Raw genomic sequence first — 24,356 nt, 5'->3', positions numbered from 1 at the left:
TTTTCTGGTATCACTCCCGTTCACTGTTACTAAAAAGAGGGTACAGAACCCGCGAGGCATATTATGGCATGGTTCAAGCGAGAAAAGGCTCCCCTGGGACAGGGGGAAGAGAAAAAGGTGAAAGTCCCCGAAGGGCTCTGGAGCAAGTGCCCCAGTTGCGGCGAGACGATCTACTGCAAGGATCTGGAAAAAAACCTCAATGTTTGCCCCAAGTGCGGCCATCATTCCCGTATTTCCGCCCGTAAGCGACTGGCGGTACTCCTCGATGAAGGGAGTTTCGTCGAGCATGATGCCGATATCGTGTCGGTGGATTTCCTCGAGTTCAAGGATTCCAAAAGCTACCAGGACCGGATTGACGTGGCGCTCGCAAAAGGGGGGTCCAAGGATGCCGTTATCTGCGGCGCGGGGACCATCGAGGGAACACCGGTGCAGATGGCGGTATTCGATTTCTCCTTCATGGGGGGAAGCATGGGGAGCGTTGTCGGGGAGAAGATAACCCGTGCAATCGAGCGCGGACTGGAGCAACGTACCCCCGTCATCGTTGTATCCGCTTCCGGCGGCGCCCGCATGCAGGAGAGCATCCTCTCTCTCATGCAGATGGCAAAAACCTCGGCGGCGCTGGCCAAACTGAAAGAAATGGGGCTGCCGTTCGTTTCCATCCTTACCGACCCGACTACCGGTGGTGTGACCGCCAGCTTCGCCATGCTGGGTGATATCAACATGGCGGAGCCCAAGGCTCTTATCGGCTTTGCGGGCCCCCGGGTCATCGAACAGACCATTCGTCAGAAACTGCCCGAGGGATTCCAGCGGGCCGAGTACCTCCTCGACCACGGGATGGTAGATGTCATCATCGACCGGCGCGAGATGCGCCAGACGCTTTCCAGTATTCTCAAGATGCTCTATCGGCCAGCCGCCTGAGCCTTATGCTGACACTTCGTAGCCAAAAGCCCGCCGATTTTCCGGCGGGCTTTTTTTGTCCGTACTGAGGTTCTGTCCTGTACTCCGGATAGCCCGTCCTGCTGCTTCCAGGCTAAATCTATGGACTTTTGTCGGGGGATTCCCTATAATCACCGGCTGTCATGACCTATAAGGAGATACTGTCGCACCTTTACGCCCTTGGGCGCTTCGGCATGAAGCCGGGGCTTGAACGGATCACCGCTCTGCTTGCAGCACTCGGCAATCCCGAGGGGAAGCTTGCGGTGGTGCATGTGGCAGGGACCAACGGCAAGGGGTCCACGGCTGCCTTTCTCGACGCCGTGCTCCGTGCTGGCGGCTTGACTACCGGTCTTTTCACGTCGCCGCACCTGATCAGCTTCACCGAACGTTTCCGCATCGGCGGCATTGAGATTGACGAAACCGAGGTTGTTTCCCTGGCTCGACGCGTCATTGCCGTGGCCCCGCCAGGTTCGACCTTCTTCGAGCTGGTAACCGCCATGGCGTTTCTCCATTTTGCCGAACGCCGAGTCGATCTCGCGGTGATGGAAGTGGGGATGGGAGGGCGTTTCGATGCCACCAACGCCGCATCCGGCGAGCTTGCGGTCATAACTCCCATTGCCCTCGATCACTGTACCTGGCTCGGGGACTCGCTGGCAGCAATCGCCGTGGAAAAAGCGGGGATCATCCGGCCCGGCCGACCCGTGGTTTCTGCCTTACAGGAGTCGGCGGCGTTGGATGTGGTCGTGGAAAAGTGCAGGGCGGATGAAAGCCCTCTCTTCCTGTGCGGCAGGGAGTTCGATACGACTTGGGAGAGTGGCTTCCTTGCCTATCACGGTCTGGGGATAGAGATCCCTCACCTTGTCCCTGGTATTGCGGGGAGGCACCAGGCGATGAATGCGGCCTGTGCCCTGGCGGCCGCGGAACTGCTCGGGAGGCAGGGCTTGACTGTTGACAAGTGTGCCATGGAACGTGGCATAGCCGCGGCACGCTGGCCGGGACGGATGGAGTTCTTCGATACGGCGCCCCGGATTCTTCTCGATGGAGCCCACAATCCGGCGGGAAGCCTCGCCCTGGCCAGGTCTCTTGCAGATGTTCCTCGCCGGCGGCTCATTCTGGTCGTGGGTGTCATGGGAGACAAGGATGTGGCGGCAATCCTGGCACCTCTGCTCCCTGTCGCCGATGAGGTGTTTACCGTCACTCCTCCCCTAGAGCGTTCCCTGCCTGCGGAGGATCTGGCCGCCTGCTGCAGGGAGCAGGGCGGGCAGCGTTGTACCGCTGCCGGGACCGTTGCCGATGGCGTAAGACGGGCGCGGGAAGCGGCAGGTCCGGACGACCTGGTCCTTGTCTGTGGTTCCCTTTTCACCGTTGGCGCGGCTCGGGCTTTCCTGCTGGGCAGGGAATTTGAGGCGGTACGCGGCTGAACGTGGATGCTGTTTAATCTGAAGAAAGTCCTGAACTGATGGTGATCATGAACTGTCGTCCTGCCATAATTCTGCTCGGGTTGACCCTGCTGATTCTGCCCAACCGGCCTGCCTTCGGGGCTGATGTCCCGCAAGCGGCTGGTGTGAAAATACAGGCGGATACTCTCAGCTATGACTCACCGAGCGACACCTACCAGGCAACGGGCAATGTGGAGATGCACTGGGATGGCGCTACCCTGTTCGCCGACAAGGCCCTGCTTCACCAGTCCACGGGTGACGCCGATGCCACGGGGCGTGTACGGCTTCTGAAAAATGACGATACCCTGAAAGGGGACCACCTTTCCATCAACCTAGACAGCCAGAATGGTGAGGCGGAAAACGCCGAAATGTTCTACAAGCAGAGCAATTTCCATCTGCAAAGCCGTCGACTGGCAAAGACCGGATTGGGAGACTACCGCCTGGAGCAGGGGACATTCACCACCTGCGACGGTCCATCCCCCAGTTGGAAGTTCACCGCCGACAAGATGGACGTGACCCTTGACGAATATGGTACGGCCCGCCACGTGCTCTTCTACGTCAAGGGAATTCCCCTGTTTTATACCCCGTACCTCATCTTTCCCGTCACGCGTGAGCGGCAGTCAGGATTTCTGTTCCCCCATATCGGCAGTTCGGACAAAAAGGGATTTACCCTCGGTATCCCCTATTACTGGGCCATTTCTCCCAGCCAGGACCTTACAGCGCTTCTGGATGTGCAGTCAAAGCGGGGGGTTGGGCTCGGTCTCGATTACCGCTATCTGGGCAACGCCGGGAGCCATGGCAATCTGGCCAGTTACGGCATATACGACCGCCTGGAGGGACGTGGGCGGGGCGAGATCAAACTCGTGCAGTTGCAGGCAATCGCCTCAGCATTGACCTTCCGGTCCGACCTGGACCTTACTTCGGACCGTACTTTTTTGAACGATTATGGCGAGACGACCGGGGTGTACAACCGCCAGTTCTTGGATTCGTCCGCTTCGGTCAGCTGGCACCGGCAGGCCTACCTGGTGAACATCGAGGGACGGTATGCGGATAATCTGAACGCACCCAATAACCGGGCCACTCTCCAGCGGCTGCCGGTGGTCAATTTCAGCGTGATCCCGCAACGATTGTGGGGGGGGCCGATCTATGCAGCCCTTGACAGCCAGTTCACCAACTTCCATCGCAATGATGGGAGCCGGGGCGAAAGGTTTATTCTCAATCCAGCACTCTCTTTCTTTCGGGTCCTCCCTGCGGGACTGGAACTTGCGGTACAGGGGGGATACCAGCTGCGCTTTTATAATGCCAACAACGCAGGTGTTGCCGATGGAACGTCAGGAGTGGGCCTCGGCTGGGCAAACGCCTCCCTCGCAACTCCTCTTGAGCGGGTGTACGAAATCAACGATGGCAACCTCAAACGACTCCGGCATACCCTCGTGCCGGCAATCGGCTACACCTTGACCCAAGAGAGGAACCAGGAGAACCTGCCGTTGTTCGATTACGACGACCGGCCGCTGGGGCAGCAGCTTCTGGGGTGGTCCCTGACCAGCTATCTCACGGGACGATATGCAACGCCAAGTGGTGCGCCGGACTACCGCGAACTTCTCTTTCTCCGGCTCAGTCAGGGGTACCAGCTTTCGGGGAGCCGCCGTGACCTGCTGAACCTGGCGGACGACGACCGGGATAGGTTGACCGACCTCCGGCTCGAAATGCGTGCCAACCCTGACAAGCGTCTTACTGTCTCTTTGGACAGTCGCTATAACCCAGGTCTGGCAAGGATTTCCACCGTCAGTGCCGGATTTGATCTGACGGATGGTAGTGGAAACTTTGCCGGCGCCAGCTATTTCTATGCCCGCAACAGGCTGGGATATCTGGAGGGGCGATTGGGGCTGACCCTTGTCAAACCGTTCATTTTCAATTACACTCCACGGTACTCCTTTGACAAGGGGGAGTTCCTTGAGTCTCTCTACACCCTGGAGTACCGCCAGCAATGCTGGAGCCTGGATTTCAGCTACCAGGACCGGCCTGGCAACCGGTCGTTCCTGGTCAGCTTTACCCTGTCCGGCCTTGGTTCGTTCGGCAAGATCAGACCGTTCTGATACGACGTAACTATCTAACTGCATACATCCTCGCAGAGGATGGGGAGCGACATATGACGGAGAGTTTCGTCCCCTGCACCATACTGGTGACCGGCGGCGCCGGTTTTATCGGCTCGAACCTCATCAATTATTTCCTGCCGGCAAATCCTGGATGCCGGGTGATCAACCTGGACCTCCTCACCTATGCGGGGAACCTCGAGAATCTGACCTGCGTGGAAAACGACCCCCGTTACCATTTTGTGAAGGGTGACGTCTGTGATGCACGACTTGTGGCACAACTCCTCGCCGAGGAGAAGATAGAGGCGGTGCTTCACTTTGCTGCAGAATCCCACGTGGACCGTTCCATCTCGGGACCGGAGGTCTTCGTCCGGACCAACGTCCTCGGCACCCAGGTGCTCCTGGAGGAGAGCCGCAAGCACTGGGAGTCAGGGGCCGTTCCACAGTTCCGTTTCCTCCAGGTTTCCACCGATGAGGTGTACGGCAGTCTCGGCTCCACCGGCTACTTCACGGAGGAGACCCCCCTTGCCGCCAATTCCCCCTATTCTGCCAGCAAGGCGGGGGCGGACCTGCTCGTGCGTGCTTACCACGAGACCTACGGTTTTCCGACCCTCAATACCCGCTGCTCCAATAACTACGGCCCCTACCATTTCCCGGAAAAGCTGATTCCCCTCATGATTCACAATATCATCGCCGGGAAACCATTGCCGGTTTACGGCGACGGTCTTAACGTGCGCGACTGGCTCCACGTCAAGGACCATTCGGTGGCCATCGAGACGGTGCTCAAGGAGGGTCGGGTGGGTGGCGTATATAACATCGGGGGGAACAACGAATGGAAGAACATCGACATCGTCAACCTCGTCTGTGACCTGCTCGACGAGCGGCTCGGGCGGCCCCGGGGTGAAAATCGCCGGCTTATCACGTTTGTCAAGGATCGCCCCGGACACGACCGGCGCTATGCCATAGACGCCTCGAAGATCAAGCGGGAGATGGGGTGGAGCCCGTCCTATACGTTCGAGCGCGGAATTGCCGAGACCATCGACTGGTACCTGGCCAATCAGAAATGGGTGGCAGAGGTGACATCGGGTGCGTACCGGGATTATTATGATAATCAGTACGGGAACAGATAACATACCGTTCACTGTTCAAGGTCTCCGTTTGATATGAAGTTTTGCATAGGGAGAATGAAGGGATGATCCTTGTTGTCGGGGCGAAAGGGATGCTGGGGCAGGACCTCCTGCGGGTGTTGCCGGGCGATGTGCGGGGGGTGGACATCGAGGAGATCGACATCACCTCCGGCGAATCGGTGCGGAAGGTCCTCCTGACCCTCAAGCCGCGGGTGGTGGTGAATGCCGCCGCCTATACGGATGTCGATGGCTGTGAGACGAAGCGGGACCTTGCCATGGCGGTCAATGGCACGGGGGTGGGGAACCTCGCTGAGGTGAGCAGGCAGATCGGCGCCTGTCTGGTGCAGGTGAGCACGGATTACGTGTTCGACGGCAGCAAGACGTCTCCTTGGGTCGAGGACGACCCGACCGGCCCTCTCAGCGTGTACGGCATGTCGAAGCTTGCGGGCGAGGAGAGCGCCCGTACAAATCCCGCCCACCTGGTGGTGCGTACCCAGTGGCTCTATGGACTGCATGGCAAGAACTTTGTCGAGACCATGCTGCGTCTGGGGGGGGGAAAGGATGAACTGGCGGTGGTGGACGATCAGATCGGGTCCCCCACCTGGACCATGGACCTCAGCCTGGCCATCCGTGCCCTCTTGGATAAGGGGTGCCGTGGAACGTACCATGCGGCCAATGCCGGCGTCTGTTCCTGGAACGAGTTCGCCCGTGCCATATTTGCCGATGCGGGTCTGGCGGTGACAGTGCAGCCCATGGCCACGACGGAGTTAGGTCGGCCGGCCCCCCGGCCGCTCTATTCGGTGCTCGACTGCGGTAAACTGGCGCGGGACACCGGTTTCCAGCCTCAGCCGTGGCGGGCGGCGCTCCGGCAGTACCTGGCGCTGCGGGATAAGCAGTAACGTCTGTCAACCGGGACATTTCGAACAATAAGGAGTCCGAGAATGGAGCTGGAACGTGGCGAACGCCCCTGGGGTACCTACACGGTCCTGGAGGAGAACAAGAGCTACAAGATCAAGCGGATCGAAGTCCTTTCCGGCCAACGGCTGTCGCTGCAGATGCACCACCACCGCAGCGAGCACTGGATTGTGGTTTCCGGCACCGCCAGAGTGACCTGCGATGACCGGGAGTTCATCGTCAACGTCAATGAGTCGACGTTTATCCCCGTGGGAAAATCCCACCGTCTGGAAAATCCGGGGCTCATCCCTCTCGTCATTATCGAGGTGCAGAGTGGCGAATATCTTGGCGAGGACGACATCGTCCGCTACCAGGATGATTACCAGCGGGCAACGGCGGAACCGGAACAATGACGGTCGTCGCGTTAATCCTTTCTCCGTTTTTCCCCTCTATTCCCGTATCCCCCTGACGCAACCATCATGTCCCGTTACGAGCAGCGATAAGGAGGTTGGCTTCATGTATATCGTGATTCTTGCCGGTGGGGCCGGCACCAGGTTCTGGCCGCTTTCTCGGCAGCATTCCCCTAAACAGCTCATGTCGGTGCTCGGGGGGAAATCCATGCTGCAACGGACCATAGAACGGGTATTGCCGCTGAAGCCAAAGCGGCTTCTGGTCGTCACCAATGCCCTCCAGTCCCGGGAGACGGCGCGGCAGCTCGAAGAATACCAGCAGGCTGCCCGCATCGACATCGTGGCCGAACCGCTGGGGCGCAACACCGCGCCGGCCATAGGGCTGGCGGCGACCATCATCGCCGGTCACGACCCGGCCGGCCTGATGGTGGTGCTGCCGGCCGACCACTACATCGCTGACGAAGAGATGTTTCGCGACTCGTTACGTGCGGCACGGGAGGCGGCCTTGAACGGATATCTGGTCACCCTTGGCATCGTCCCCACCCGGCCTGAGACGGGCTATGGCTACATCGAGGCGGAGGCGGAAATGCGGGGGAACGGCCCCTATCCGGTACGACGCTTCGTTGAAAAACCTCCCTTGGACAAGGCGCTGGAATTCCTGGCTGCGGGGAATTTCTACTGGAACAGCGGCATGTTCGTCTGGCGGGCCGATGTCATCCTCGATCAGATACTGGCCCACATGCCGGCACTGGCCACTCGTTTGGCCGAACTGACCTTCACTGCCGACGTCTGGGCACCTGAAGATCTCAAGCCCCAGATCGCAAGGCTTTACCAGGACGTTGCCGCTGAGTCCATCGATTTCGGCGTGATGGAAAAGGCGGAAAACGTGATGGTCATTCCGACCAATTTTGGCTGGAGCGATGTGGGAAGCTGGAACGCCCTGCCGGAGGTGATTCCCGGGGATGATAACGGAAATCTGGCCATCAACACCCGGCACCTGGTGACTATCGATGCCACCGGTTGCCTGGTATATGGCAACGACAAGGTGGCAGCCCTGATCGGCGTGCGCGATCTGGTGGTGGTGGACTGTCCCGACGCACTGCTGGTCTGCCCCAAGGAGAGGGCGCAGGAGGTGAAGAAGATTGTCGAGGAGTTGGAGCGACAGGGGCGGAAGGAATATCTTTAGTATTTCACTCAGGGCTGCCGTCAGGCGGCCCTTCGAGGTTAATGGACCATGTACGGCTGGACCGGCAAAATCCTGAAGGTCGATCTGACGACCGGTCGCATCTGGCGCGAATCCCTTCCCGTCGAGCTCATTCATGCTTACCTGGGGGGGCGTGGCCTGGGAGTGAGGCTCATGCGCGGTTTCCACACCCTCGACCCCTTTGCGCCGGACATGCCGCTCATCTTCTCCGTCGGCCCCCTTTGCGGCACCGCAGCACCCACTACCGCCCGCCTGGCGGTGGTGTCCCGATCACCCCTTACGGGGACGATCTGTGATTGTTCGTACGGGGGGCACTTCCCCTGGCGCCTGAAGGGCGCCGGACTGGATGCCCTGTTTATAACCGGCGCCAGTTCCCAACCGGTGGTACTTAGCATACGTGGAGACAAGGCGGAACTTGTGCCGGCCGACGCACTGTGGGGGAACACGGTTCCCGAAACCATCGCTTCCCTGGCAGACGCTGGCAGTGTTGCCGCCATCGGTCCGGCGGGCGAAAACGGCGTCCTCTTCGCCAATATCATGATGGGGGAGGGGAATGGGAGCGGTCGGGGGGGGCTCGGCGCGGTCATGGGGCGCAAGCGTCTGAAGGCGGTCGTGGTGAACGGCGACAGGACCGTCCTCATTGCTGACCGGCAACGGATTGAGCATGCCTGCCATGATGTGATGCGCCTGTTCCGGGCGTCGCCAATCATCTTCGGGGAACTGGGGATTGCCGAGTATGGGACGCCGGCCCTGGTGGACCTGGTTAACCAGCGGCGCATGGTTCCCACGGAGAACTTCCGCCGGACTTTTTTCACCGAATCCCGCAACTATTCGGGGCCGGCCATCCGTCGGGAGTACGGGACGCAAAAAGGCGGATGCTACGGTTGTCCGATCCAGTGCCTGAAAATGACACCCCGGGGTGAGTACCTGCCGGAGTACGAAGCGCTCTCCCACTTCGGTGCCCTGAATGGCATATCAAACCTTTCCGCCATTGTCCGCGCCAACACCATCTGCAACGAGCTTGGTCTCGATGCCGTCTCCGCCGGCGCGACCCTGTCTGCCTGGGGAGAGGGGAGGGGGCGTTTCCCGACCGCGGACGAACTACCCGGGCTCCTGACCGATATCGGCCACCGGCGAGAGGATGGAGCATTGCTCGCCCTCGGCTCGCGTCGGGTCGCCGAACAACTGGGCAATCCCGACCTCTCCATGAGCGTCAAGTCTCTGGAGCTTCCCGCTTACGACCCCCGCGGCGCCTACGGCATGGCACTGGCCTACTGTACCAGCAACCGGGGGGGGTGCCATCTGCGCGCCTATCCCCTATCCCACGAAATACTTCGCAAGCCGGTGGCCACCGACCGCTTCTCCTTCTCCGGCAAGGCCCGCATCATAAAGATAGCCGAGGACACCAATGCCGCAGTGGATTCGTTGATGGCCTGCACGTTTTCCTTCCTGGGCGCGACGCTGGAGGAGTACGCCGAGCTTCTCTCTGCCACCACCGGATTCGAGTATTCCCCCCAGTCCCTCAGGGAGATCGGTGAACGGACCTATCTCACGGAACGTTTCTACAACTGTGCCAATGGCTTTTCCGTGGCCGACGACCGGCTTCCCGAACGATTCTACGCCGAACCGGGCTCCAGTGGTGACGGCATTGAGGTGCCGGCCATCGATCGTGCCCGTTTTGACGAGGAGTTGCAGAAATATTATCGGATACGCGGTCTCACACCACAGGGGACCTTCGCCGACCCAGGTTACCTGGAGAAATCACCTTGATACCGTCGGGGCTGATTCGCCTGAATTGTACTTCATCGTGACACCTCGTGCACTGACAAATAGACAGAGTGGGTGGTCATGGCGGGAAGGTTTAAAGCGTTAATCCAAAGCTTCGAAAAGTTAGCCCCAACATCTCGGAACTGCGAGTGTATTTGTGACGGTTGCGGCATATGTAGTGATTGAATGTTGCGGTAAGGCAATAAGGTGGTAAGCGGGTAAGTATGTACGACCAGATTGCAAAGTACACGAACAAGCTCATTGCCGACCGGTCAGCCGTGCACGGATGGGTAGCCTTTGCCGCCCAGGACGACCGCCTGTTGACCTCCGGTGAACCTCAACTGGCACGGCTTGCGGGAGACGTACTCGGCCGTCTCGACGCCCTCGGTCTGGTGGCCGCCCGTCCATCTCTGCCATTCGCCGACTTCATCGTGCAACGGACCTCTGCCGATGAATCGTTCATCATTCCTCGCGATACCGAAACCCGTACCTTTCTCCACGATATTCCCTTTATCCGCAGTGATGAATTCGCGACCGACGGTCCGAAACTTCTTGCCCGATTGTTGGGAAACCGCAAAGGTGTGATTGTGGAAGGAGTGGGGATTGTCGCCGTCGGTGCGGTCACGGTGGAGCAGGCCTATATAAATTATTCTTCCGTGTTTCATGCCACGTTCGTCAAATATCTGCAGGACCTGCTCACCGGCGGTTTTCTGCTCGATGGTGAGCGGGAGGCCTTTGATGGTTTCCGGAACGACTGGCTCAGACCGCTTGGCGCCGAGGGACTGAGGTTTCGCTCCGGACCGCTGACCGAGCCCGCCGTCATCCTTTCCGAGGTGGCAACGGTGGGGCGCTACACCGTGGAATGCGGACTGGTAGACTCTTTCTTCGGCAACATCTCCTGCCGCAGCGATGACATGATCTACATCTCCCAGACCGCGGCCAGTCTCGACGAACTTGACGGCTGTATCGACCCGGTTCCCTTTGCTGCCACCTCCACCACCGGCATCACCGCGTCCAGCGAGCTGGCGGCCCACCGCCGCATTTACGAAACCACCGATGCCCGAGTCATTCTCCACGGGCACCCTAAATTTTCCGTGGTGATGAGCATGCAATGTGAGCGGGAAGATTGCGAGATCACGGACTGCTGGCGTGACTGTCCCCACGTGCGCGTTCTTGGCGAAACACCAGTGGTGGCTGGCGAGATCGGTGCAGGGGGGTTGGCGAAGCGTGTGCCGCCGGTTATCGGTGAGTCTGGCCGTGCTCTCGTGTACGGTCACGGGGTATTCACTACCGGTCGCCAGGACTTTGCCGAAGCTTTCCAATCAATGGTCGAGGTAGAAAACTGGTGTCGTCATGAATACTTCCGGCGTCTGGCCGAACGGTAAGTAGAAATGCCCTCTTTGCAAGAGAAGAACTGAATTTGCATGAGGTGAAACTCTATTCTCAGGATGCTTCTGTTTTTTCACGTGTAATAATTCGTGGGTAGAGACAGGGCATTATGTTTAGTAAAATTAAAACAAATTTATTTTTTTTATTTATTCCATAGTTATAACTTGAAAAACTTTTTTGATTATGGTAGCTTGCATGCAATTTCAATGGGAAACAGAGAAGACGGTCGGTTATTTGGCTGACGCAGTGTAATCGGCAACCGGCAGCTCGTGAATAACTGCTGCATTTTGAGAAACATTCGGCGTATCGTGCTGGTCGATGGTGTGAGGTGAGCATGACTCTTGCGCAGCAATTTCCCCGCCTTATTCATCCAGCAATTACGGACCATGATCAGAACGAAGGGAAAAGTGTCGGCAAAAAACTCTTAATCAACAAACTCAATTTCATCAATTTCCAGGATGGCACCCTCCAGATAGTCTTTAAACACACACGCTACGACCGCACCATATCCCTTCCCGCAAAACCCCAACCCTGCAACGGCAGCACTCTCGACTGCGCCTGGGCCGATTCGGAAGTCGCCCACCGGCAGTTGCAGGCCTACGAGTTTCAACACCTCCTTATTACCGATGAACGGAAGCTCTTTGTTGTAATACCGTCAGTGACTGCGATCACTGAAACGGGAATCAGTTTCCTGTTGCCCGAAACCTGCCAGGAAGTCAGTTCCCGCAAGGCCTGCCGACATCATTGTGATGGAATCGAGGCACAGTTTATCCAGAACAGCGCCCTGTTCCGGGGGACGCTCATCGATTTCAGTGCGCTCACTCTCCGGGTTGAAGTAGCAGTTGCTCCTCCCCAGACATATCAGTGGATAAATTCCCAATCGCCGGTAAATCTCATCCTCTTGGTTGCAGGGGAGACGCTGTACTCCGGAGAATGCAGAATTCTCAAGCAGACCCTCGATCAGCAAAGCAGAACCTATGTTCTTGAACCGCTCAACCAGCACATCAGCAGATTCAAGCCCAAGGAGTTCAGGAGTACCAGGCAGGTGCTGGTCCCTTCCCCCAATGTCGTGTTACGGCATCCTTTCATCGGTAAGAAATTCGACCTGAAAGTCATCGACTTATCGGGCTCAGGCTTTTCCGTGGAGGAGGATGAAGAAAATTCCGTCCTGCTGCCGGGAATGATCATCCCCGAACTTTCGCTCAACTTTGCCGGCAGTTTCAGTTTTTCATGCAAGGCCCAGGTCATGTATCGAACGAAATGCAGCGGCAAAGGGGATTCCATCCGGACAAAGACCGGTTTCGCCATCCTTGATATGGACATGCATGACCATGTTCGCATGCTGGCACTTCTGCACCAGGCAAAGGACAAGTCATCCTATATCTGCAACACCGTGGACATGGATGCACTCTGGAACTTCTTCTTTGAAACGGGGTTCATCTACCCCCAGAAATACGCCTTCATTCAGGCCAACAAGGAACAGCTGAAGGCCACCTACGAAAAACTCTACACCCAGCATCCGAATATCGCCCGGCACTTCATCTATCAGGAAAACGGCAAGATTTACGGACATTTCTCTACGTTGCGTTTTTATGAGAACACCTGGATAAATCACCATCATGCCGCCAGTCGATCGAGTTTCAACCGGGCGGGGTTAGTGGTGCTGAGTCAGTTGTCACGCTATATCAACGATGCGAGCAACCTCTATTCTGCCCATATGAACTATATTGCCGGGTATTTCCGCCCCGACAACAAGTTTCCGCGAAAGTTCTTCGGCGGGTGTGCGGCTGCTATCAATGATCCCACGAAATGCTCCATCGACAGCTTCGCCTATTTTCATTACCATCGGACCTACGACACGGAATGGAATATTTCAGGTCCATGGGCATTGGGCCGAACCCAGCCGGATGACCTGCTTGAGCTGGAGGCCTTTTATGCCCACCGTTCCGGTGGTCTCATGCTCCACGCCATGGACCTTGAACCTGCCATGATCGACAGCTGTGAACTCGATGAGGAATATCGTCAGCTCGGATTCAAAAGAGAGCGCCATCTTTTTTCCGTCACCAGGGACGGTATCCTCAAGGCGATTATTATGGTTGTCATTTCGGACGTGGGGCTCAATCTGTCCGATCTGACCAACTGCATAAAAATATTTGTGGTGGACGAGACGGATTTCCCCCGTGAGATGCTCCAGCTGATGCTGTCGTGCCTTACCCTGAAATTCAACAAGGATGATGTCCCGGTTCTTGTCTACCCGGTTACCTATGCGGATGCTAATGGCATCCCTTATGACAAAATATACAATATGTGGGTATTGAATTTGCTATATACCGACGATTATCTGAAGTTCATGGAACGTCTCCTGCAAACAAACAAGTTCGGTATTTAGCCGGAACTGCACCAGTCATCGGACCGTATATGCCCAAACCCTTGTACAACAGCCGGATTGTGGATACCTATATCAAGCTGATAAAGCGGAGGTACAGCTATATCAACATCGGGGATCTATTGGGGTTTGCCGGCATGAAACCTTATGAGGTAGCTGATCAGGGGCACTGGTTCACCCAGGAACAGATAAACCTCTTCCACGAGCGGCTCAAAAAACTGACGGGCAATACTGATATTGCCCGGGAGGCCGGCAGGTTCGCCGCATCTCCCGAAGCCATCGGCGTCATGCGACAGTACGTCCTGGGATTGGTCGGTCCTGCCAAGGCGTACGATATGGTAGGCAACGCATCGACCAAGTTCACTCGGTCATCTCGCTATGAATCCCGTAAAATAGCCGGCAACAAGATAGAGGTGACGGTCACTCCGAACGAAGGGGTAACGGAAGAGCCCTTCCAGTGTGCCAACCGAACCGGTTTCTTCGAAGCGGTGTCCATGATCTTCAATTATGAACTTCCCCACATAGACCACCCTGAATGTATGTTTGCGGGAGGGGATGTCTGCCGCTACACCATATCCTGGCAAAAGAACCTCTCGTCCATATGGCGGAGAGGCAGAAACATCACGGTCCTGCTGGCGTTTGTTACGGTTTTCGCCTCTCTGTTTGTCAATAAATGGTTTGCCCTTGGCACCGTTTTGCCGGTGGCAATCGTCGTCGTGCTCCTGTTGACGCTTGTTGCCGAACACCTGGAAAAAACGGAGATGAAAACGAGCCTGGACAATCTCTGGAACTCGAGCGACCAACTGCTCGATCAGATCAACATGAACTATAACAATGCGCTCATGGCCAACGAGGTCGGGCAGGCCATCAGCAGGCAGACCAACATCGACGACATTTTGACGAATGTGGTGCAGATTCTGGAAAAGCGGCTCGATTATGACCGGGGTTTGATCCTGCTGACGAATCGGGAGAAGGACCGGCTCATGTTCCGGGCGGGGTTCGGTTACAGCGACGAGCAGCTTGGCCTGCTGAAGAAAACCGCTTTCCACCTGAACCGTCCGGAGTCGAAGGGGGCGTTCGTGGTGGCGCTGCGGGAGCAGCGACCGCTCCTTATCAACGACGTGAACGAAATCGAGGGAGACCTCTCTCCCCGTAGTCTTGCCTTCGTCAATAAACTCGGTGCCCAGTCGTTCATCTGCTGTCCTATTGTCTGCGAGGATGAGGGGCTCGGGGTCCTTGCGGTCGACCATCTCAAGTCGAAGCGGCCACTCCTGCAGAGTGACATGAGTCTTCTGATGGGTATTGCTCCGATGATAGGAATCAGCATCCGCAATGCAGACCTCATCGATGCCCGGGGACGGCAGTTCCGGTCGATTCTGAAGGTCATGGCGGCCAGCATTGACGCCCGCGATCCCTTGACCGCCGGCCATTCCGAAAAGGTGACCGAATATGCACTCGGCATCTGCACGGAACTGGGGCTTTCCGACGAGCACAGGGAGCTGATCCGGGTAGCGTCGCTGCTCCACGATTACGGCAAGATCGGTGTCCCCGATGCCATCCTCAAGAAGAACGGCATGCTGACCGATGATGAGTACGAAATCGTAAAGACCCACTCATTCAAGACCAGGGAGATACTGGAACAGATCAGTTTCGAGGGGATATTCAGCAAGGTTCCGGAAATAGCCGGTTCCCACCATGAGAAACTCGATGGGAGCGGCTACCCGCAGGGTCTCAGGGGGAAAGAGATTCCGCTGGGAGCCAGGATAATTGCCGTGGCTGACTTCTTTGAAGCGATCACCGCCAAGCGCCACTACCGTGACCCCATGACCATCGAGGATGCTTTCCGGTTGTTGCGGGAAGAGGGGGGCAAGCATTTCGATCGTCGGTTGGTGGAGGCGCTGATCAGCTATTACAACAAATCATGTGTCGGTAATCCTCACCAGGCGGTTTCATGGAACTGATCACGCGGGTTTTCTCCCGCGGCAGGAGATGATGGGGGAGTAGGTGAATCTGCGCGGGTTGTGAAAGAACTCCCGGAATTCCGCCAGGAACTCGTCGTAGCCGTTTTCGTAGCCACTGAATCGATAACCGATCTTCTGCGGGGCAACTTCCACCTTTTTCAGCCAGTTGAATGCGTCGCTATCCCTGAGGTCACCGTAGATCACGTGATGACCGGCGACCTTGATGTCGATATCCTCGAAGCCAAGGTCATAGAGATAGGAGTAGAGCTTTCGTCCCGCGTACGGGTCGAAATTGGCCTTATCCTCCAGGCCGCTCATTATTTCCCTGATGGTCCGTTCCATGCGGGGAGAGAGACCGTAGTGGCTCAGACAGTTGTGGTCCAGGTCGGTCAGGCAGAGGATGCCGCCGGGCTTGACGAGCCGGGAGATGTTGGCAACCATCTCGCAACTGCCGGTACGGTAGTATTCCAGGAGAAAGCGGACCCAGACGAAGTCGAAGGTCCCGAGATGATCGAGGGAACCCTGTGCGTCACCACAGGCGTATTCCAGGTCGGTCCGGCCGTAATTGGCCTGGGCATAGGAAATCCGCTGGGAGGCGATGTCAACCCCCAGGGCGGACCCTCCCGGTTGAACGAGTTCATACAATTTAGAGGTGGTCTTCCCCGAGCCGCAGCCGATGTCGGCAACCCGCATGCCTGGTTGAATGCCGGCCCAGAGGGCCTGTCTTTCGGTAACTTCGTTATCGGTCTTAAGATCAAGACGAATCACTTCGTCGGCGCTCTCCATCAAGTATTCTTTTTCCGACATCCCTGTTCCTTTGCTGTTCGAGTTGTGCTACCCTGCTCCCCATTCATGCACCGGCCGGCCGCAGGCCGACTCTATATACCATCTGCCACGTAATATGGCAACGATTAATGACCTCGATCGACCTGCACTGTCGATGGTCCGGGGACATCTGGCGACAAGCCGATACAGGGAGGAAGTGCCTATGCTGAGTTCTGTAGTGCCGCGCTGGAAGAAGTCATTAATTGCTCTGCTGCTGGTCATGGTTTTGTACCCGGCGTCGATTGTCCTTGGGTCGGGCTTTGCTCTCTTCACCCAGGGGGCTTCGGCCCTGGGACAGGGTAATGCCGTCGTAGCCCATACAAGCGATGCGTCGGCGGTTTTCTACAATCCGGCCCTGATCAATAATCTTCCCGGTACCCAGGTCGTCGTGGGAACCGTGATGATGTCACCCAACCGTACCTATACGAGCGCCCAGAGCGGGGTAACGACCGAGGCCGACAACAAGCTGTTCTTTCCCAGCACCTTCTATGTCACCCACGCGGTAAATGATACATTCAGCGCCGGCCTGGGGATTTTCAGCCCATTTGGCCTGGGAACGAAGTGGGGTGATACCTGGGACGGGAGGTATATAAGTACCAATTCGGAGTTGCAGACCTTCAACATCAATCCGGTGGTATCCTACAAGGTGCTCCCCATGCTCACGCTTGCCGCAGGGATTGATGTCATCCTGCTCGACGCGACCCTGGAAAAGAAGAAAAGCCTCGCTGCGGTGGGGCTCCCCGATGCCGGGCAGAAATTCAAGGGGGACGGGAGTGGCGTCGGGTACAACGTCGGCGTTCTCCTCGACCTTCCCAAAGGAGTTTCCTTGGGCGCGTCTTACCGGAGCGAAGTAAAGGTGAAGGTCGATGGTGATGCGACCTTCACCGTCCCAGCCGGCTCTCCTCCCTCGGTCGTCGCGCTGTTACAGAACAGTCAGGGCAAAGCCGACCTGACCCTTCCTCAACAGGTACAGGCGGGCATTTGCTATAAAGGACTTGCCCCTCTGACTCTCGAAGCGGGGATGCGCTGGGAAGGGTGGTCGTCCTTCGACCAGCTGAAAATTGACCTGGCAAACGGAAGGTCCGACGTGACGCCGAGGAACTGGAAGGATGTATTTTCCTTCAATGTCGGCGCGCGCTACCAGCTGAATTCCGCAGTTGCCCTGCTGGCGGGTTACCTGCACGGGGACACGCCGGTTCCCGACGCCACCTTCGATCCGTCCATTCCCGATTCGGTTACCGATGTCTACAGTCTCGGATCGGAGATAACCTATCGGAAGTTCAAATTTGCCCTGAGTTATGCGTACCAGGTGCTGCATGATCGAGCCAAGGTCAATTCCCTTGGGGCACCGGCCGGATCTGCCAACGGGGTGTACGGCTCCGACATCCATATGGTGGGGTTGAGTGCGGGGTATGCGTTCTGATGCCGCTAACGCGGAAGAGCGCCACCGGCGGCGGTTTTCAGCCGACCGGTGCTACGCTAAGTTATGCCAATTCTACTTTAAGGCTTTTACCGAGGGCAAGGGCTGCTCTTTCAAGGGTCTGGAGTGTGACAGAAACATTGGCGGGATCAAGGAGTCTGTCCAACGCCGTGCGACTGGTGTGCATCTTTTCGGCCATAGCGGTTTTTGAAAGATTCGCTTGCTTCATTTCCTGCTCTATCTGGAATGCAATAACCCTTTTGATTGCTGCTGCTTCTGCCTCTGCACGAAGACCTTCTTCTTCAAGAAAATCGTCAAAGTTTGATCCTAAATGTTCGTTTTTCATTTTACGCCTCTCTTGTAGGTGCCAAGGCGGCTCAATGCCGTCTTGAGTTCGTTTTGTGGAGTTTTCTGTGATTTCTTTATAAATCCATGCAGTAAAATCATGTACTCGCCGTCAACTGTAAAGAAAACCCGTGCAATGCTGTCCGTCAATCTCGTTCGTACTTCCCATAAGTCCTTGTCGATCTTTTTAATAAGCGGCATTCCCAAAGGCCAGCCTAGCTGGGCGGTTTTGATATCTTCACCGATTTGACGCTTGTCATCACGATGCAAATCCTTCAGCCATTCTCTGACCGGCTCATTTCCGGCTTCTGAGCGATAAAATACAACTTTTAGAATAAAAGAAATATCAGTCATTTGTGGTCTATTGTACCAATATTGGTACGCATGTCAATTTTTGTTTTAACGCCATTTTTGAACGGAATCGCACCATAATGTTGATTATTTGAAAATCCTATTAGCGATGCCGAAATACCCAATACCAACTAAGATTAAAGAGATTAAGCATATCGCCAGTTTATTCGTGATCTCAAAGGCAAGGCCGATTGCGACAATCCCAATCAATCCAAAGGTTAGCGCCACTACAGCCTTATTAGCCTCCCTTTTGGATATTGTCGCCCCACTGAAGCAGACCTTGTAATCGTCTTTATCTGTATTCTTTCATTTTTTCTCGCATAACGTCTCTGCGCTTGACCTGACGGGCGGCTTTATGCCCGGTCATGGTCCGAGCGCGGGTTAGATTCCTTTTTCATTCCGTAGTATGCAAGAAGACCAATGCACAAAGCCAATGAGAGCAAGACAATGTCCCGCATGACTCTCAGACTGCCTATGTGCTCATACACTGCATGGTCGTAATCACCGTAAGCCACGAGACGAGGATTTGCCTTACCGAGAGTTGGATCAGCACGAAGGATGTCTATTTCGACAATGGTGTCCTCCCAGGGATACCTATTGACGCCGCAGAGACCGAATTCATAGGTGCCCGCGCCACCTGACACCCAAATCCGAGCTTCCGGGGCGAATGGCTTATTGGTAGTGAAGTACCCGTTACGGATTAATCGATCTGCACGGAGCACTTCTTTCATGCCCGAGTTCGATGGGGTATACGCTATTGCGGTAGCATCCATGGCGACACGAAGGGCCATGCTATCCTTGTTGTACGCTGATCTTGGGATGGTCTGGATGTTGTCGACCTCTAACGCGACATTCACCTGGCCAGTGTATTTCCATTGGTCTTGCGGAATGCGCCAAATGATCTTGCCTGTCTTCTCAATATCGATGGGCTTGGATAACCTATCCCTGCCAATTGCAACCTGTCTCTCAAGCCCAGATAACCAAAGACTCCGACTGCATGCCAGATATACGAGCAGGAGCACAGCACTAGCGACTATGATGATATTTTTTTTCATCTTTCCTTTCGAAATCTAACGGCCTTATAAGGGTTGGGAACTGCATTTTCATATCATTCTTTCAAGGGCAGCCCCTTCGGGGTTTCGCTATCTCTTTTTCATAGCTTGTGCAATCTCGGTTGCAAGCTCATTGACAGCATTATCAGACCCACTTTCAGAAGACATTGGGTGCGTAGCAGAACTTCCATCTGCGTGAAACTCTGTTAAAACTTTGCCTGTTTCGTCACGTAACAAAACATTTGCTTCAATCCCGCTAGCGCCTGCCATTATGCCGAACCATAACCGTGCAGCATTTGAAACCAGTCGCACGCCAAGTACGTCCACTTCCAAACTATAGTCGCCTTTATTGGGGTAAACGACTGAAGATTTAAACAAACCTTCAGAGACAAGGCGTGCATACAATTTTTCTTGAAGTGAGCTACAAGCCTTCTTTACGTCTTCTTTTTCACTTTCAGGAACTTTATCGGACCTAACCCAGATAGACACGGTTTTCTGATTGTTAACAGGTTCAATCAACTCTTGCTTCATTGTATATGTCCCTGACGAACTACACGCAGCCAAAAACATCGCAGAAAGGAACACCATGGACGCATTTCTGACTTTTGCAAACATACACACCCCCAAGTTTATATTTGTTGCCGCAACAAATCCTTATCTGTGCCAGAAGCCTTTTGCTGGTTACGGATTCCACTCCGAAATTCGCGCCTATGAATGGGCACAAGAATAAAAAGAATCCTCCAATTAACGGTGCACTATAATCCCGCTGTAAGCCAATGTCAAAAGTGATTGCGTGCTTCTTCTCCCGAAGGCGCAAAAAAAGCCCCAGTCGTTTTCGACCGGGGCTTCGTGTCTGTTCAGGGGCAGTGGTGCCGCTTATTTTCCTTTGCCGGTGAGTTTTACCAGCGCTTCCATATACTTCTCGCCGGTTTTCCGTACGATCTCCTCGGGGAGCGGCGGGGCCGGAGCGGTCTTGTTCCAGTCGAGTGTCTCCAGGTAATCGCGGAGGAACTGCTTGTCGAAGGAGGGTTGGGGGCCTCCCGGCTTGTAGCTGTCCTTCGGCCAGAAACGGCTGGAGTCGGGGGTCATGCACTCGTCGATGATGATCAGCTCGCCGTTGTAGATGCCGTACTCGAACTTGGTGTCGGCGATGATGATCCCTTTTGCGTCGGCGATGTCCCGTGCCTTGGAATAGATGCGCAGGGTGACGTCCCGCACCTTCGCGGCAGTGTCCCTGCCGCACATCTCCACCATCTGGTCGAAGGAGATGTTCTCGTCGTGGGTGCCGAGTTCAGCCTTGGTGGAAGGGGTGAAGATCGGCTCGGGGAGCTTGTCCGATTCCACGAGACCAGCCGGGAGCGCGATGCCGCAGATCGCGCCGGTTGTCTTGTAATCCTTCCAGCCGGAGCCGGAGAGGTAACCGCGGACGATGCATTCCGCCGCCAGCGGCTTGGCCTTCTTTACCAGCATCGAGCGCCCTTCCAGGTCCGCCGCATATTTCTGGCAGACCGCGGGGAAATCCTTGACGTCGGTGGAGATAATGTGGTTCGGGATGATGTCCTCCATCTGGCGGAACCAGAAGGTGGATATCTGGGTCAGCACGTAACCCTTGTTCGGAATCCCTTCGTTCATGATTACGTCGAAGGCGGAGATACGATCGGTGGTGACGATAAGGAGAGTTTCCCCCAGGTCGTATATGTCGCGCACCTTGCCGCGTGCGGCTAGCTTCAGGTCGGGGAAATCGGTGTTCAAAACGAGCTTCGACATGTAGTGAATCCTCCTTGGGTTGAATCTGCCATGGGGTAAGGGGGCCAGGTGGCAGAGGGTAATGGCATCAGTCCGCAATAAGGGGCTGGTTGATCTCGATCTTTGCCTTGGTCTTCAGCTCCTTCAGCCAGCTGTCCAGGGCTTCCTGCTGCTTTTTGGGGAGGAGAGTCTGCTTGAGTTGCTCCTTGGAGTTCTTGAATTCGGCGGTGTCAGCTGCCTGGCGGTTCTTGAGCTTCACGGCGTACCAGCGGTCACCCATCTGGAACGGTGACTTGGCAACGGGCTGGTTTGAGCCGAGTGAGAAGGCCGCTTCCATGATCTCCGGCGACTTGCCTATCTTCGGCACCTCACCCGTAGCGACGTAGCCGAAGCTGCCCGTTTCTTCAAGCTTCAGGCCGGCGCCCCCCTTCGCCAGGGCGGCAAGGGCCTCTTCGGCCTTTTTCTTTGCCAGTTCCTTAGCCTTGTCAACAGCGGCGCGGGTTTCCACCCGATCCCGTATCTGGGCAAGCGGCGGTACCGCCGCGGGCTTGCGCTCCTTGATCTTGAAGATGTAGATTCCCTTGGCGGTTTCAACCGGTCCACCCAGTTCCCCCTCCTTGAGGGTGAAGGCGCGCTTGAGCAGTTCCGTCTCGCTGGCCAGAACGGCGGCCGGGGCCGCGGCGGTGAAGAGAGGGGTTTCCGCAACCTTGATGCCGAGGGAAGCTGCCGCTGCCGCGAGGTCCGCTCCCTTCAGGTGCTTGTTGGCGGCATCTGCCACCATTTCATAGGCCTGTTTTGCTTCCTTGGCCTTGAGGGCATCGGTTTTCACCCGCTCTTTTACTTCGGTGTAGGGGAGGATTCCCCCTTTTCCCTGGTAGCGGTCGATATACTTCTGATAGTAGGCCTGTGCCTCTTCGTCGGTGACGGTCACTTTTGACGCTAACCGCGACGGCTCCAGCAGCGCATAGGAGACGATTATCTGTTCCGGCGTCTTGAATTCCTGCTGGTGGCTCTGCAGATAGGCGGTAAGCTCCTGGTCGCTCAGTTTGACCTCTTTCCGCACGTCGGCCGGGGCGAAGGCGACGAACTGCAGATCTACCTTGTCGTGTTGCTTCTTGAACGCCTGCAGTGCTTCGTCGTCGCTCACCTCGGCCTTGTCCCTGATTTTCTGACGGGCCTTCTTGATCAGCAACTCTTCTTTCTGGGAGGCTTCGAAATCGTTGGGGGTGATGCGGCTCGCCTTGAGGAGTTGCTGGTACTGCTGGAAGTCGAAGGCACCGTTCTTCTGGAATTCCGGCATGGCGGCGATGGCACTGGCCACCTCCTCCTTGGAAACCTTGATTCCCATCCGGCCTGCCTCTTTCCGGACGAGCAGGGAGTCCACCAGGTTGTCGAGGGCCATTTTCTTGACCCCCATCTGTTTTTCCAGTTCGGGCGTGAGGGACCGTCCATAGATCTGTTCATAGACGGTCTTGATGCGGTAGTAGGATTTCTGGAAATCCTCCAGCGATATCCGCGTGCCGTCGACCTTGGCCGCATAGCCGAGCTTGCCGCCGGGCGTGCTGTCCCCACGGCCCCAGACGAGGAATATGGTGCCGACGAAGGAGAGGACGATGATGCCGAAGACAATCTTGATAACAATGGACTGCTTATACTTTCTCATGATGCCGAGCATTGCGGGGGGACTCCTTTTATGTGGGAAAATGGGCGTGAAGGCGTTTGAAGAACGGTCTTGCATACTAATATAATTGCTGTGCAAAAGCAACCATTGTTGATGTCAAATGTCAGTTGAAAAATACTGGCAGCTGGCTGCTTAACCACCAGATGCCGGCCTTGTTCCAAGGGAAATAGTGATTTAACTAGTTGATTACTTTATCCCTTGCAACCGGCGGGTGATTTTGTTACTATTCACCACTTTGCAATATCATGTGGCCCAAGGCCGCGAGAGGAGTGACGTTACATGCTGAAAATCTTTGATTATGTGTTCGGGATGTTTTCCAACGACCTTGCCATAGATCTCGGGACCGCCAATACCTTGGTATACCTGAAAGGTAAGGGGATCGTGGTTCGGGAACCGTCGGTTGTGGCGGTGCAGAAGACCCATTCGGGTCAACAGCGGGTGCTGGCTGTCGGCATGGAAGCGAAGAAGATGCTGGGACGTACCCCCGGCAGCATTACCGCCATTCGTCCCATGAAAGACGGGGTCATCGCCGATTTTGACATCACCGAAGAGATGCTCCGCTACTTCATCCACAAGGTCCACAACCGCAAGACCCTGGTACGGCCACGCATCGTCATCTGTGTCCCGTCGGGGATCACTCAGGTTGAAAAGCGGGCGGTCAAGGAGTCGGCCGAATCGGCAGGCGCCCGCGAGGTTTACCTGATCGAGGAGCCGATGGCGGCAGCTATCGGCGCCGGACTTCCCATCACCGAGGCTTCCGGCAACATGATTGTCGACATAGGCGGTGGGACCACCGAGGTGGCGGTCATCTCCCTTGCCGGCATTGTCTACACCAAGTCGGTGCGGGTTGGCGGCGACAAGATGGACGAGGCGATCGTCCAGTACATCAAGCGCAAGTACAATCTCCTCATTGGCGACCGGATGGCGGAGATCATCAAGATCGAGATCGGCGAGGCCTTCGCGGGGGACGAGGTGAAGACCATGGAGGTCAAGGGGCGCGACCTCGTGTCCGGCATCCCCAAGACACAGGAAATCAACTCCGACGAGATCCGGGACGCACTTTCCGAGCCGGTCAATGCCATTGTCGATGCGGTCCGTATCTGTCTGGAGCGCACTCCCCCCGAACTGGCGGCCGATATCGTCGACAAGGGGATCGTACTGGCCGGAGGAGGGGCACTGCTCCGCAATCTCGACGTGCTTCTGCGTGAAGAGACCGGTCTCCCTGTTGTGACTGCTGAGGACCCCCTTTCCTGCGTAGTCCTCGGCTCCGGCAAGGTGCTCGACGAACTCAATCTGCTCCGTAGCGTGGCGGTCAGTTCATAAGTACGGA

20 protein-coding genes are annotated in these 24,356 nt (G+C 56.2%); 13 read left to right on the top strand and 7 right to left on the bottom strand.

Features of this window, described 5'->3' with window-relative positions; genetic code table 11:
* Nucleotides 1-63: 63 nt before the first annotated feature.
* From accD to LDN04_RS14635, 11 genes are all read left to right on the top strand, one after another.
* Nucleotides 64-918: an acetyl-CoA carboxylase, carboxyltransferase subunit beta gene (gene accD, locus LDN04_RS14685; protein ID WP_223912204.1), complete on the top strand. Its 855-nt coding sequence runs from the start codon at nt 64-66 to the stop codon at nt 916-918.
* A gap of 161 nt (nt 919-1,079) precedes the next feature.
* A complete protein-coding gene (locus tag LDN04_RS14680; RefSeq protein ID WP_223912202.1) occupies nt 1,080-2,357 on the top strand; it encodes a folylpolyglutamate synthase/dihydrofolate synthase family protein in 1,278 nt (425 codons plus the stop codon).
* Between the two features lie 47 nt (nt 2,358-2,404).
* Complete coding sequence (locus LDN04_RS14675; RefSeq protein ID WP_223912199.1) at nt 2,405-4,471, top strand: LPS-assembly protein LptD; 2,067 nt, start codon at nt 2,405-2,407, stop codon at nt 4,469-4,471.
* Between the two features lie 53 nt (nt 4,472-4,524).
* Nucleotides 4,525-5,598, top strand: a complete 1,074-nt coding sequence (gene rfbB / locus LDN04_RS14670; RefSeq protein ID WP_223912188.1) for a dTDP-glucose 4,6-dehydratase — start codon at nt 4,525-4,527, stop codon at nt 5,596-5,598.
* 62 nt (nt 5,599-5,660) lie between these two features.
* Entirely contained in the window at nt 5,661-6,494 is an 834-nt protein-coding gene (rfbD, locus tag LDN04_RS14665; RefSeq protein WP_223912186.1) for a dTDP-4-dehydrorhamnose reductase, read from the top strand.
* 42 nt (nt 6,495-6,536) lie between these two features.
* Entirely contained in the window at nt 6,537-6,902 is a 366-nt protein-coding gene (locus LDN04_RS14660) for a phosphomannose isomerase type II C-terminal cupin domain (RefSeq protein ID WP_223912184.1), read from the top strand.
* Between the two features lie 103 nt (nt 6,903-7,005).
* Complete coding sequence (locus LDN04_RS14655) at nt 7,006-8,085, top strand: mannose-1-phosphate guanylyltransferase (protein ID WP_223912182.1); 1,080 nt, start codon at nt 7,006-7,008, stop codon at nt 8,083-8,085.
* 48 nt (nt 8,086-8,133) lie between these two features.
* Nucleotides 8,134-9,873, top strand: coding sequence for an aldehyde ferredoxin oxidoreductase family protein (locus LDN04_RS14650; protein WP_223912180.1), 1,740 nt, complete (start codon nt 8,134-8,136; stop codon nt 9,871-9,873).
* Between the two features lie 221 nt (nt 9,874-10,094).
* On the top strand, nt 10,095-11,255 hold the full coding sequence (locus LDN04_RS14645) for a class II aldolase/adducin family protein (RefSeq protein WP_223912177.1): 1,161 nt from the start codon (nt 10,095-10,097) through the stop codon (nt 11,253-11,255).
* Between the two features lie 338 nt (nt 11,256-11,593).
* Complete coding sequence (locus LDN04_RS14640; RefSeq protein WP_223912173.1) at nt 11,594-13,648, top strand: PilZ domain-containing protein; 2,055 nt, start codon at nt 11,594-11,596, stop codon at nt 13,646-13,648.
* Between the two features lie 29 nt (nt 13,649-13,677).
* The gene (locus LDN04_RS14635) at nt 13,678-15,606 is read left to right on the top strand and encodes an HD domain-containing phosphohydrolase (protein WP_223912170.1); all 1,929 of its coding nucleotides are present in this window, start codon (nt 13,678-13,680) and stop codon (nt 15,604-15,606) included.
* Here LDN04_RS14635 and LDN04_RS14630 read toward each other — a convergent pair whose 3' ends face one another.
* The gene (locus LDN04_RS14630; protein ID WP_223912167.1) at nt 15,607-16,413 is read right to left on the bottom strand and encodes a class I SAM-dependent methyltransferase; all 807 of its coding nucleotides are present in this window, start codon (nt 16,411-16,413) and stop codon (nt 15,607-15,609) included.
* Between the two features lie 181 nt (nt 16,414-16,594).
* Between LDN04_RS14630 and LDN04_RS14625 the strand changes: the two genes are divergently transcribed.
* The gene (locus LDN04_RS14625; protein WP_223912164.1) at nt 16,595-17,854 is read left to right on the top strand and encodes an OmpP1/FadL family transporter; all 1,260 of its coding nucleotides are present in this window, start codon (nt 16,595-16,597) and stop codon (nt 17,852-17,854) included.
* Nucleotides 17,855-17,915: 61 nt separating this feature from the next.
* Here the strand turns inward: LDN04_RS14625 and LDN04_RS14620 are convergent, their stop codons facing one another.
* The 6 genes from LDN04_RS14620 to LDN04_RS14595 all read right to left on the bottom strand — a co-directional run bounded on the left by LDN04_RS14620 (nt 17,916) and on the right by LDN04_RS14595 (nt 23,020).
* A complete protein-coding gene (locus tag LDN04_RS14620) occupies nt 17,916-18,197 on the bottom strand; it encodes an XRE family transcriptional regulator (protein WP_214301502.1) in 282 nt (93 codons plus the stop codon).
* On the bottom strand, nt 18,194-18,550 hold the full coding sequence (locus LDN04_RS14615; RefSeq protein ID WP_223912161.1) for a type II toxin-antitoxin system RelE/ParE family toxin: 357 nt from the start codon (nt 18,548-18,550) through the stop codon (nt 18,194-18,196). Before LDN04_RS14615 ends, LDN04_RS14620 begins: the two co-directional genes overlap by 4 nt.
* A 350-nt stretch (nt 18,551-18,900) precedes the next feature.
* The gene (locus LDN04_RS14610) at nt 18,901-19,602 is read right to left on the bottom strand and encodes a hypothetical protein (RefSeq protein WP_223912159.1); all 702 of its coding nucleotides are present in this window, start codon (nt 19,600-19,602) and stop codon (nt 18,901-18,903) included.
* Between the two features lie 87 nt (nt 19,603-19,689).
* Nucleotides 19,690-20,214, bottom strand: coding sequence for a DUF4410 domain-containing protein (locus LDN04_RS14605; protein WP_223912156.1), 525 nt, complete (start codon nt 20,212-20,214; stop codon nt 19,690-19,692).
* A 261-nt stretch (nt 20,215-20,475) separates the two neighbouring features.
* The gene (locus LDN04_RS14600) at nt 20,476-21,366 is read right to left on the bottom strand and encodes a phosphoribosylaminoimidazolesuccinocarboxamide synthase (RefSeq protein WP_223912152.1); all 891 of its coding nucleotides are present in this window, start codon (nt 21,364-21,366) and stop codon (nt 20,476-20,478) included.
* 67 nt (nt 21,367-21,433) lie between these two features.
* Nucleotides 21,434-23,020, bottom strand: a complete 1,587-nt coding sequence (locus LDN04_RS14595) for a peptidylprolyl isomerase (RefSeq protein WP_223912149.1) — start codon at nt 23,018-23,020, stop codon at nt 21,434-21,436.
* A gap of 285 nt (nt 23,021-23,305) precedes the next feature.
* On the opposite strand from LDN04_RS14595, the gene LDN04_RS14590 reads away from it, so the two are divergent.
* On the top strand, nt 23,306-24,349 hold the full coding sequence (locus LDN04_RS14590; RefSeq protein ID WP_214176008.1) for a rod shape-determining protein: 1,044 nt from the start codon (nt 23,306-23,308) through the stop codon (nt 24,347-24,349).
* Nucleotides 24,350-24,356 lie beyond the last annotated feature (7 nt).

The sequence above is a fragment of the Geobacter sp. AOG1 genome (genome assembly GCF_019972315.1).
Lineage (GTDB): Bacteria > Desulfobacterota > Desulfuromonadia > Geobacterales > Geobacteraceae > Geomobilimonas.
The sequence above is the reverse complement of the archived record's forward strand: the minus strand, read 5'-3'. Positions and strand labels throughout refer to the sequence as shown.

What these genes read in the sequence shown, in the direction of transcription:
- accD (WP_223912204.1), top strand. Translation starts at nt 64, where the DNA reads ATGGCATGGTTCAAGCGAGAAAAGGCTCCCCTGGGACAGGGGGAAGAG.
- LDN04_RS14680 (WP_223912202.1), top strand. Translation starts at nt 1,080, where the DNA reads ATGACCTATAAGGAGATACTGTCGCACCTTTACGCCCTTGGGCGCTTC.
- LDN04_RS14675 (WP_223912199.1), top strand. Translation starts at nt 2,405, where the DNA reads ATGAACTGTCGTCCTGCCATAATTCTGCTCGGGTTGACCCTGCTGATT.
- rfbB (WP_223912188.1), top strand. Translation starts at nt 4,525, where the DNA reads ATGACGGAGAGTTTCGTCCCCTGCACCATACTGGTGACCGGCGGCGCC.
- rfbD (WP_223912186.1), top strand. Translation starts at nt 5,661, where the DNA reads ATGATCCTTGTTGTCGGGGCGAAAGGGATGCTGGGGCAGGACCTCCTG.
- LDN04_RS14660 (WP_223912184.1), top strand. Translation starts at nt 6,537, where the DNA reads ATGGAGCTGGAACGTGGCGAACGCCCCTGGGGTACCTACACGGTCCTG.
- LDN04_RS14655 (WP_223912182.1), top strand. Translation starts at nt 7,006, where the DNA reads ATGTATATCGTGATTCTTGCCGGTGGGGCCGGCACCAGGTTCTGGCCG.
- LDN04_RS14650 (WP_223912180.1), top strand. Translation starts at nt 8,134, where the DNA reads ATGTACGGCTGGACCGGCAAAATCCTGAAGGTCGATCTGACGACCGGT.
- LDN04_RS14645 (WP_223912177.1), top strand. Translation starts at nt 10,095, where the DNA reads ATGTACGACCAGATTGCAAAGTACACGAACAAGCTCATTGCCGACCGG.
- LDN04_RS14640 (WP_223912173.1), top strand. Translation starts at nt 11,594, where the DNA reads ATGACTCTTGCGCAGCAATTTCCCCGCCTTATTCATCCAGCAATTACG.
- LDN04_RS14635 (WP_223912170.1), top strand. Translation starts at nt 13,678, where the DNA reads ATGCCCAAACCCTTGTACAACAGCCGGATTGTGGATACCTATATCAAG.
- LDN04_RS14630 (WP_223912167.1), bottom strand. Translation starts at nt 16,413, where the DNA reads ATGTCGGAAAAAGAATACTTGATGGAGAGCGCCGACGAAGTGATTCGT.
- LDN04_RS14625 (WP_223912164.1), top strand. Translation starts at nt 16,595, where the DNA reads ATGCTGAGTTCTGTAGTGCCGCGCTGGAAGAAGTCATTAATTGCTCTG.
- LDN04_RS14620 (WP_214301502.1), bottom strand. Translation starts at nt 18,197, where the DNA reads ATGAAAAACGAACATTTAGGATCAAACTTTGACGATTTTCTTGAAGAA.
- LDN04_RS14615 (WP_223912161.1), bottom strand. Translation starts at nt 18,550, where the DNA reads ATGACTGATATTTCTTTTATTCTAAAAGTTGTATTTTATCGCTCAGAA.
- LDN04_RS14610 (WP_223912159.1), bottom strand. Translation starts at nt 19,602, where the DNA reads ATGAAAAAAAATATCATCATAGTCGCTAGTGCTGTGCTCCTGCTCGTA.
- LDN04_RS14605 (WP_223912156.1), bottom strand. Translation starts at nt 20,214, where the DNA reads ATGTTTGCAAAAGTCAGAAATGCGTCCATGGTGTTCCTTTCTGCGATG.
- LDN04_RS14600 (WP_223912152.1), bottom strand. Translation starts at nt 21,366, where the DNA reads ATGTCGAAGCTCGTTTTGAACACCGATTTCCCCGACCTGAAGCTAGCC.
- LDN04_RS14595 (WP_223912149.1), bottom strand. Translation starts at nt 23,020, where the DNA reads ATGCTCGGCATCATGAGAAAGTATAAGCAGTCCATTGTTATCAAGATT.
- LDN04_RS14590 (WP_214176008.1), top strand. Translation starts at nt 23,306, where the DNA reads ATGCTGAAAATCTTTGATTATGTGTTCGGGATGTTTTCCAACGACCTT.